Genomic DNA, 8,153 nt, shown 5'->3' with positions numbered 1-8,153 from the left:
TCATAGTACCCTCCATCTTCCCTAAATTTTTTGTATATAATTATTATAAATAGATTAACAAAAATTTCAAGTTTTTGTTAAAAATATTTTTATTTCTTTCTTGTTTCAGCAAATTCTTCAGTTAATACCTAGAACAATCCTATAATTTCATCATTTTCATCAAGGTCTATCTTGTAGGCATTGGCTTGTTTTGGTAGACCTGGCATTGTTAAAACATTGCCTGTGTAGGCTACTAAAAATCCTGCACCTGCATTTATCCTAATATCTCTTATAGTTATTTCATAGTCGTCTGTCAATATATTTATGCTTGGGTCATCTGATAAGGAGTAAGGGGTCTTCGCAACACAAATAGGCAAGTCTCCAAAACCCATTTCTTCAATTTTTTTGATCTCCTTATCTGCTTTACTAGCGTAAACTACTCCCTTTGCCCTATAGATTTCTTTTGATATTATTTCTAATTTTTCTTTGATTGACATATCTAGCTCATAAAGGAAGTTGAATTCATTGTCTTTTTCACAAAGTTTGACAAGGTTTTGGGCAAGTTCTATGCCTCCTTTTCCTCCTTCTGTGAAAACATTTGTTTCTATCGCCATAACTCCAAGTTTTTCGGTCATTTTTTTGATAAGATTAATTTCTTTTGTGCTATCACTTGCAAACTTATTTATAGCGACTATTATATTAGTCCCAAATTTCCTCATGTTCTCTATATGAACTTGTAAGTTTTTGAAACCTTTTTCAAGATAAGTTAATTCTTCATTGGAAAGTTGGTCGATATCCATTCCAGCATGGTACTTCAAAGACCTAACTGAAGTTACAATAACTGTTGCATCTGGTTTTAGACCACCAAGTCGACATTTTATATCATTGAATTTTTCTGCACCGAGGTCTGCCCCAAATCCTGCCTCAGTTACTACATAATCTGCAAGTCCTAGGGCTGTTTTCGTGGCTAAAAGTGAATTACAACCATGAGCGATATTTGCAAAAGGGCCTCCATGGATTATTGCAGGAGTATGCTCTGTAGTTTGGACAAGATTTGGCTTTAAAGCTTCTTTCATAACTACAGCCACAGAGCCTGTCGCCTTTATATCTTCAACAGTTATAGGTTTATTATTGTAATCATAGGCAACAATCATCTTCGCCACTCTTTTCTTGAAATCTTTGATGCTAGTAGCTAGGCAAAGAACAGCCATCATTTCAGTGGCAACAGTTATATCAAACTTGTCTTCTCTAGTTACTCCATCAGTTCTATTTCCAAGACCGATAACAATATTTCTAAGAGCCCTATCGTTTAAATCAACGCACCTTCTCCAAACAATTCTTTTAGGGTCAATATTTTTTTCGTTGCCTTGGTAGATATGATTGTCCACAATAGCTGCTACAAGGTTAACAGCAGATGTTATTGCATGAAAATCTCCAGTAAAATGTAGGTTAATTTCATCCATCGGTAGAACCTGGCTATATCCACCTCCCGCAGCTCCTCCCTTTCTTCCAAAAGAAGGACCCATTGAAGGCTCTCTTAAAACAGATACCGCTTTTTTTCCTATCTGATTCAATGCCATAGATAAGCCAATATTGACTGTTGTCTTTCCTTCTCCGCTTGGGGTTGGATTTGTTGCAGTAACTAATATTAACTTCGCATTTTCTTTAATATTTTGAGAGTAGGATAGGTCAATTTTAGCTTTGTAGTTTCCAATTTTCTCATAAGTTTCAACTCCCAATTTATGGCAAATTTCATCTATATCTTTTAGAGAAATTTCTTTTGCTATTTGGATGTCTGTCTTCATATATTCACTTCCCTTCAGTTTCAATAAATCTTATAGTTAACATATACAAAACACATAAGATAAAATTATCTATCATTTTGAATATACCATTTAATTTATAAATTTTAAGTTCCTTATATTAAGAAATTATTTATTGCAAAAAAGACAGCCCTAGTTAAAACTAAGACCGTCCTTATAGTATATATTATCTTTTGATGTTGTAGAAGGCATTGATTCCTTTGAATCTTGCATCATCTCCAAGTTCATCTTCAATTCTTAATAATTGGTTGTATTTAGCAACTCTATCTGTTCTTGAAGGAGCACCTGTTTTAATTTGTCCAGCATTTACTGCAACTACAAGATCAGAAATTGTAACGTCTTCTGTTTCTCCTGATCTGTGAGAAACTACAGCAGTATATCCTGCTTCTTTAGCCATTTCAATAGCATTTAGAGTCTCTGTAAGAGATCCTATTTGGTTAACCTTGATTAGGATTGAGTTAGCAACGCCTTCTTTAATTCCTTTTTCAAGTTTCTTTGTATTTGTTACGAATAAGTCATCACCTACAAGTTGAACTTTTTTGCCAAGTCTTTCTGTAAGTTTTGCCCAACCTTCCCAGTCGTTTTCATCAAGTCCATCTTCAATAGAGATAATTGGGTATTTGCCAACTAATTCTTCTAACCAGTCAATCATTTCATCTTCTGTTTTAACTGTTCCTTCTCCATCAAGGTGGTATTTACCATCTTCTTTATTGTAGAATTCGCTTGATGCACAGTCCATAGCTATATAAACATCTTTACCTGGTTCGTATCCTGCAGCCTTAATAGCTTCACAAATAATTTCTAGGGCTTCTTCGTTTGATTTAAGATTTGGAGCAAATCCACCTTCATCACCTACAGCTGTGTTGTAGCCTTTTGATGAAAGAACTGATTTTAAGCTGTGGAATACTTCTGCACCAATTTGTAGGGCATGAGCGAAACTTTCAGCTCCGAGTGGGAAAATCATGAATTCTTGTATATCTACAGAGTTGTCTGCATGCTCACCACCATTAAGGATGTTCATCATTGGTGTTGGTAGAAGTTTTGCATTAACTCCACCGATGTAGTTGTATAGAGACATTCCAAGTTCGTTAGCTGCTGCTTTTGCAACTGCAAGGGATACACCTAGGATTGCGTTAGCACCAAGTTTGCCCTTGTTTTCTGTTCCATCAAGTTCAATCATAGCCATATCTACACCGATTTGATCTGTAACATCATAAGTGTATTCAAGTTCCTCAGCAATAATTTCATTTACATTTTCAACTGCCCTAAGAACAGATTTTCCTAGATAATAGTTTTTATCGCCATCTCTAAGTTCTACAGCTTCCCATTCACCTGTTGATGCACCTGATGGTACGCTTGCTCTACCAAAACCGCCATCTTCTGTGTAAACTTCCACTTCTACTGTTGGGTTTCCTCTTGAATCAAGAATTTGTCTTGCATATACATCTGTTATTAAACTCATTTATTTCTCCTTATTTATTAAAATTAACTAAAAGAGCAAAATCTTCTGCCTTTAAGCTTGCTCCACCAACTAGGGCACCGTCAATATTATCTTTGCCCATTAATTCTACTACATTGTTTGGTTTTACAGAACCACCATATTGGATTCTTATTTTTTCAGAAGCATCTTTGCCATATTTTTCAGCTATTAAGTTTCTAATATAGCCACACATAGCATCTGCATCTTCACTTGATGCTGTTTTTCCTGTACCAATAGCCCAGATTGGTTCATAGGCTATGATTACTTTTTCAATATCTTCTTCTGAAACATCTTTGAGGTCTTTTTCAATTTGTCCTTTTACTTTCGCTTCATGTTCATTGGATTCTCTTTCTTCAAGAGTTTCTCCACAACAAAGTATAGGTACTAAATCATGAGCTAGGGCTGCTTTTACCTTTTTATTGATTAGACAGTCACATTCTTTGAAGTATTCACGTCTTTCAGAGTGGCCTAAAATTACATATTTTGCTCCGACATCTGTTAGCATTAATGGAGAAATTTCTCCTGTGAATGCTCCACTTTCTTCAAAGTACATATTTTGTGCTCCAAAGCCAACTTTTGTATTAGCTAATTTTTCTTTAGCTACTAATAAGTCGATAGCTGGAGTGCAAACACCTGCCTCAACATTAGAATCAAGATCTAAAGCTTTAATTTCATCAAGTAGTTTTTCTGCTTCTGAAACTGTCATGTTCATCTTCCAGTTTCCAACTATTACTGGTTTACGCATTATTTCTCCTTACTTATCTTCTATTGAAGTAATTCCAGGTAGGTCTTTTCCTTCAAGAAATTCTAAGCTTGCTCCCCCACCTGTTGATACGTGAGTTATTTTATCTTTAAGACCTGCAAGTTCTATTGCTAGGGCAGAATCTCCACCACCTACTATAGTTACAGCATCTGATTCAGAAAGGGCTTTTGCAACTTTATTTGTTCCATCAGCAAATTCTTTTATTTCAAAGACACCCATTGGTCCATTCCATACAACAGTTTTAGCTTCTTTTATTTTTTTAGCAAAAATTTCTGCTGTTTTTGGTCCAATATCTAGGGCTTCCTTATCAGCTGGGATTGAATCTATATCAACTATTTCAGTTGCTGCTCCAGCTTTAATTTCATCAGCAATAACAACATCTACTGGAAGTAGGATTTCTACATTATTAGCTTCTGCTTTTTTAATTAATTCAAGAGAAAGGTCCATCTTATCTTCTTCTAGTAAAGATTTTCCTATTTCTTTTCCTTGAGCTTTAAGGAAGGTATAGGCCATTCCACCACCGATTAGGATTGTGTCAACTTTAGTAATCAAGTTTTCAATAACACCAATCTTGTCAGAAACCTTGGCTCCACCTAAAATTGAAACAAATGGATGTTCAGGTGCTTCAAGAGCCTTGCCCATTACAGAGATTTCTTTTTCAATTAGAAAACCTACTGCTGATGGAAGAATACTTGCAACACCAACATTTGATGCATGGGCTCTATGGCTTGTACCAAAGGCGTCATTTACATAAAGTTCTGCAAGAGATGCAAGCTTTTTAGCAAAGTCTGGAACATTTTTAGTTTCACCAGCAACATATCTTGTATTTTCAATCAGGCAAAGCTCACCTTCACACAATGAAGAAACTTCTTCCTTTACTTTATCATCAACAACTTCTGGTGATGGAAAGAAGTGGAATTTTGCACCATAATGGTTTTCAAGCCAAATAGCTACAGGTTTTAGAGAAAATTCAGGTTTTGCTTCTCCTTTTGGCCTACCTAGGTGGCTCATAAGAATAACTTTAGCACCATTTTCTAATAGGTAGTCAATAGTAGGAAGAGCTGCTCTAATTCTTGTATCATCAGCAATTTCTTCGTTGTTTTCTTTTGAAAGAGGTACGTTAAAGTCAACTCTTACAAGTACTTTTTTGCCCTTTACGTCTAGGTCTTTTACAGTTTTTTTATTCATAAGTCTCCTCGTATTTCCGTTAAAAAAAGGCGGAAGCTATCCCCCGCCTTAATTAACTCTTAAAGATTTGCTAGATAGTCAAGTGTTCTAACTAAGTTAGATACATATCCCATTTCGTTGTCATACCAAGCAACTGTTTTAACAAGTTGTGTTCCATTTGCACCTTCAACAATTTTTGTTAGTTGAGAGTCAAATACTGAACCAGCTGGATAACCAACTATATCGCTTGATACAATGTCATCTTCTGTATAAGCAAATGCATCATTTGAGTATTTTTTCATAGCTGCGTTTACTTCATCTACAGTAACTTTCTTTTCAAGAACTGAATAAAGTTCTGTGATAGATCCTGTAATTGTTGGTACTCTTAGAGCTGAACCATCAATTTTTCCTTCAACTTCTGGAAGTACTTTACCTACAGCCTTAGCAGCTCCAGTTGATGCTGGTATTGTATTTTGTGCTGCAGCTCTACCACCTCTTAAGTCTTTCTTAGAAGCTGGTGTATCTTGGATAGCTTGAGTAGCTGTGTAAGCGTGGATTGTAGACATTTGACCTGAAACAAATCCAAATTCTTTTAATAATACGTTAACCATTGGTGATAAGCAGTTTGTTGTACAGCTTGCGCCTGAAACAACTGTTTCTGATCCATCAAGAATGTCGTGGTTAACACCAAATACGATAGTTTTCATATCACCTTTACCAGGTGCTGAAATTAGAACTTTTTTAGCTCCAGCCTTGATATGAGCTTCTGCTTTTTCTTTTTCTGTAAAGAAGCCTGTACATTCAAGTACGATATCAACTCCAAGCTCTCCCCATGGAAGATCTTCTGGGTTTCTTTCAGCGAAAACTTTTATTTCTTTTCCGTTAATTTTGAATCCGTCTTCTGTTAGTTCAGCATCTCCATTGAATCTTCCTTGAGCTGTATCATATTTGAAAGCATATAGTAGACCTTTTTTATCAATAAGATCGTTAATTGCTACTACTTCAATATTTTCTTCAACTTCGGCGATTCTTCTTAATGTAAGACGTCCGATTCTACCAAATCCATTAATTGCTACTTTTGTTGCCATTATTTCCTCCTAATTTTTTCTTTCTACAAATACTACTTTACTTATTTGTTAGAAATTTGTCAACATTATCTTACCAATTTTCACCTTCGAGATACCTGTTAGCAAGAACAGCTGCGATACATCCATCACCTGCTGCTGTAACCATTTGCCTAACCTTCTTTTCTCGAGTATCTCCAATTGCGAATACTCCCTCAATATTTGTTTTCATATCTTCATCGGTTAGGATATAGCCCTTTGCCATATCTAGTTTGCCCTCAAATATCTCTGTTTGTGGAATATATCCTATGAATATAAATACCCCAATTGGTGAATTATCATCAGATTTTAATTCTTTTATTTCTCCAGTCTTTACATTTTCAACGATAAGTACTTGACTTTCTCTATCTCCCTTAATTTCCTTTACAACGGAATTAAGTTCAAGTTTTATCTTCTTATTGTTTTTGATATTATCAACTACTACACCACTTGCTCTAAATTCATCTCTTCTGTGGATTATCGTAACAGATTTACCAAATCTTGTAAGGTAGCTAGCTTCTTCTAGGGCAGAATCTCCTCCACCTACTACAAAAATATCAAGACCAGTATAGAAAGGGCCATCACAAGTTGCACAATAGGAAACACCCCTATTGGCAAATTCTTTTTCTCCTGGAACATCAAGCTTTCTATGAGTAGCTCCAGATGAAATTATGATAACCTTAGCCTCGTAGTTTCCACCATCAGTTACTACTTTTTTAATTTTTCCTTCAAGCTCTACTTCCTTAACATCCTCGTACCTAATCTCACAAAATTCTTCCGCTTGCTCAAGCATTCTTTCAGAAAGTCCCATTCCAGTTGCCTCTGGAATTGAACCCGGATAATTTTCTACAAAGGCCGTCCCAGAAATCTGACCACCAGCAACTGATTTTTCTATGATAAGTGTCTTTAGTTTGCTCCTACCTGCATAAAGGCCTGCAGTTAATCCAGCAGGACCTCCACCTATAATAATTATATCGTACATATTTTCTCCTTATTAAAAATTAAATCCATCTTGCCTAAGAGCTTCGTATAAGACAATACTTACCGAATTTGCAAGATTCAATGACCTAGTAATTTTTTGGGTCATCGGGATTGTAATGATTTTTTCCTTGTATTTATTTAGAAGTTTTGCCTCGATTCCTTCTTTTTCTCTACCGAAAATTAAAAAATCTCCATCTTTAAAATCAACTTCCGTATATTTTTTATCTGTACCAGTTTCAACCAAAAAATATCTCTTGTCTAAAACATAATCCATAAATTCATCCACTGAATCATGGATAACTAAATCAACATGTTCCCAATAATCTATACCCGCTCTTTTTAAAAATCTATCAGAAAAATCAAACTTAAAAGGTCTTACCAAATGTAGCCTAGACTCGGTTAACACACAGGTTCTTCCAACATTGCCCACGTTTCCTGGATGTTCCGGAGCAAGTAATACTATATTAAACATCTGTTATGCTCCTTGATTTTTTCACAAGCTTCAATAACTCCACCTTTATCATTGTCTGCAACTGTAAAATCAGCTATATCCTTAATCCTATCATGACCATTTCCCATAGCAAAGGAAAGTCGTGCTCCTTTAAGCATTTCCAAATCATTCATGCCATCTCCAATTGCAGCTATATTTTCTCTAGCAAGTCCTGTTAAATCTGTCAAATAAAGCAGAGTCTCGAACTTTGAAACTCCCTTTACCATCATCTCTAAAACCCCGCTAATAGAAGATGTAAAATAAAGAAGATTTACAAATTCTTTCTTAAAGATATTTTCTATATTCTTATCAGAATCTGCCAAATTATTTAATCCATATATCTGAAATTTATAAGCCATTTTATTTT

Annotated in this window: 8 protein-coding genes; all 8 read right to left on the bottom strand. The window is 35.3% G+C overall.

Features of this window, described 5'->3' with window-relative positions; translation table 11 throughout:
- Positions 1–128: 128 nt before the first annotated feature.
- The gene (locus Q0W95_RS06585) at positions 129–1,784 is read right to left on the bottom strand and encodes a formate--tetrahydrofolate ligase (protein ID WP_297791105.1); all 1,656 of its coding nucleotides are present in this window, start codon (positions 1,782–1,784) and stop codon (positions 129–131) included.
- A gap of 184 nt (positions 1,785–1,968) precedes the next feature.
- Positions 1,969–3,264: a phosphopyruvate hydratase gene (eno, locus tag Q0W95_RS06580; RefSeq protein WP_297791103.1), complete on the bottom strand. Its 1,296-nt coding sequence runs from the start codon at positions 3,262–3,264 to the stop codon at positions 1,969–1,971.
- Positions 3,265–3,274: 10 nt separating this feature from the next.
- Positions 3,275–4,027: a triose-phosphate isomerase gene (gene tpiA, locus Q0W95_RS06575; RefSeq protein ID WP_297791101.1), complete on the bottom strand. Its 753-nt coding sequence runs from the start codon at positions 4,025–4,027 to the stop codon at positions 3,275–3,277.
- 9 nt (positions 4,028–4,036) lie between these two features.
- On the bottom strand, positions 4,037–5,233 hold the full coding sequence (locus Q0W95_RS06570) for a phosphoglycerate kinase (RefSeq protein ID WP_297791099.1): 1,197 nt from the start codon (positions 5,231–5,233) through the stop codon (positions 4,037–4,039).
- Between the two features lie 59 nt (positions 5,234–5,292).
- Positions 5,293–6,300, bottom strand: coding sequence for a type I glyceraldehyde-3-phosphate dehydrogenase (gap, locus tag Q0W95_RS06565; RefSeq protein WP_297791097.1), 1,008 nt, complete (start codon positions 6,298–6,300; stop codon positions 5,293–5,295).
- A gap of 70 nt (positions 6,301–6,370) precedes the next feature.
- Positions 6,371–7,297 carry a thioredoxin-disulfide reductase gene (gene trxB, locus Q0W95_RS06560; protein WP_297791095.1) on the bottom strand — a complete coding sequence of 309 codons (927 nt, stop codon included), beginning with the start codon at positions 7,295–7,297 and terminating at the stop codon, positions 6,371–6,373.
- 12 nt (positions 7,298–7,309) lie between these two features.
- Entirely contained in the window at positions 7,310–7,768 is a 459-nt protein-coding gene (locus tag Q0W95_RS06555; protein ID WP_297791093.1) for a tRNA (cytidine(34)-2'-O)-methyltransferase, read from the bottom strand.
- Positions 7,756–8,153 (bottom strand): HAD hydrolase family protein (locus tag Q0W95_RS06550; RefSeq protein WP_297791091.1); only part of this gene is annotated, 398 nt, incomplete at its 5' end. The genes Q0W95_RS06555 and Q0W95_RS06550, both read right to left, overlap by 13 nt.

The sequence above is a fragment of the uncultured Anaerococcus sp. genome (genome assembly GCF_947253225.1).
Taxonomy (GTDB): Bacteria; Bacillota; Clostridia; order Tissierellales; family Peptoniphilaceae; genus Anaerococcus.
Note: the sequence above shows the minus strand (reverse complement) of the source record. Positions and strands in the feature narration are given on the sequence as shown.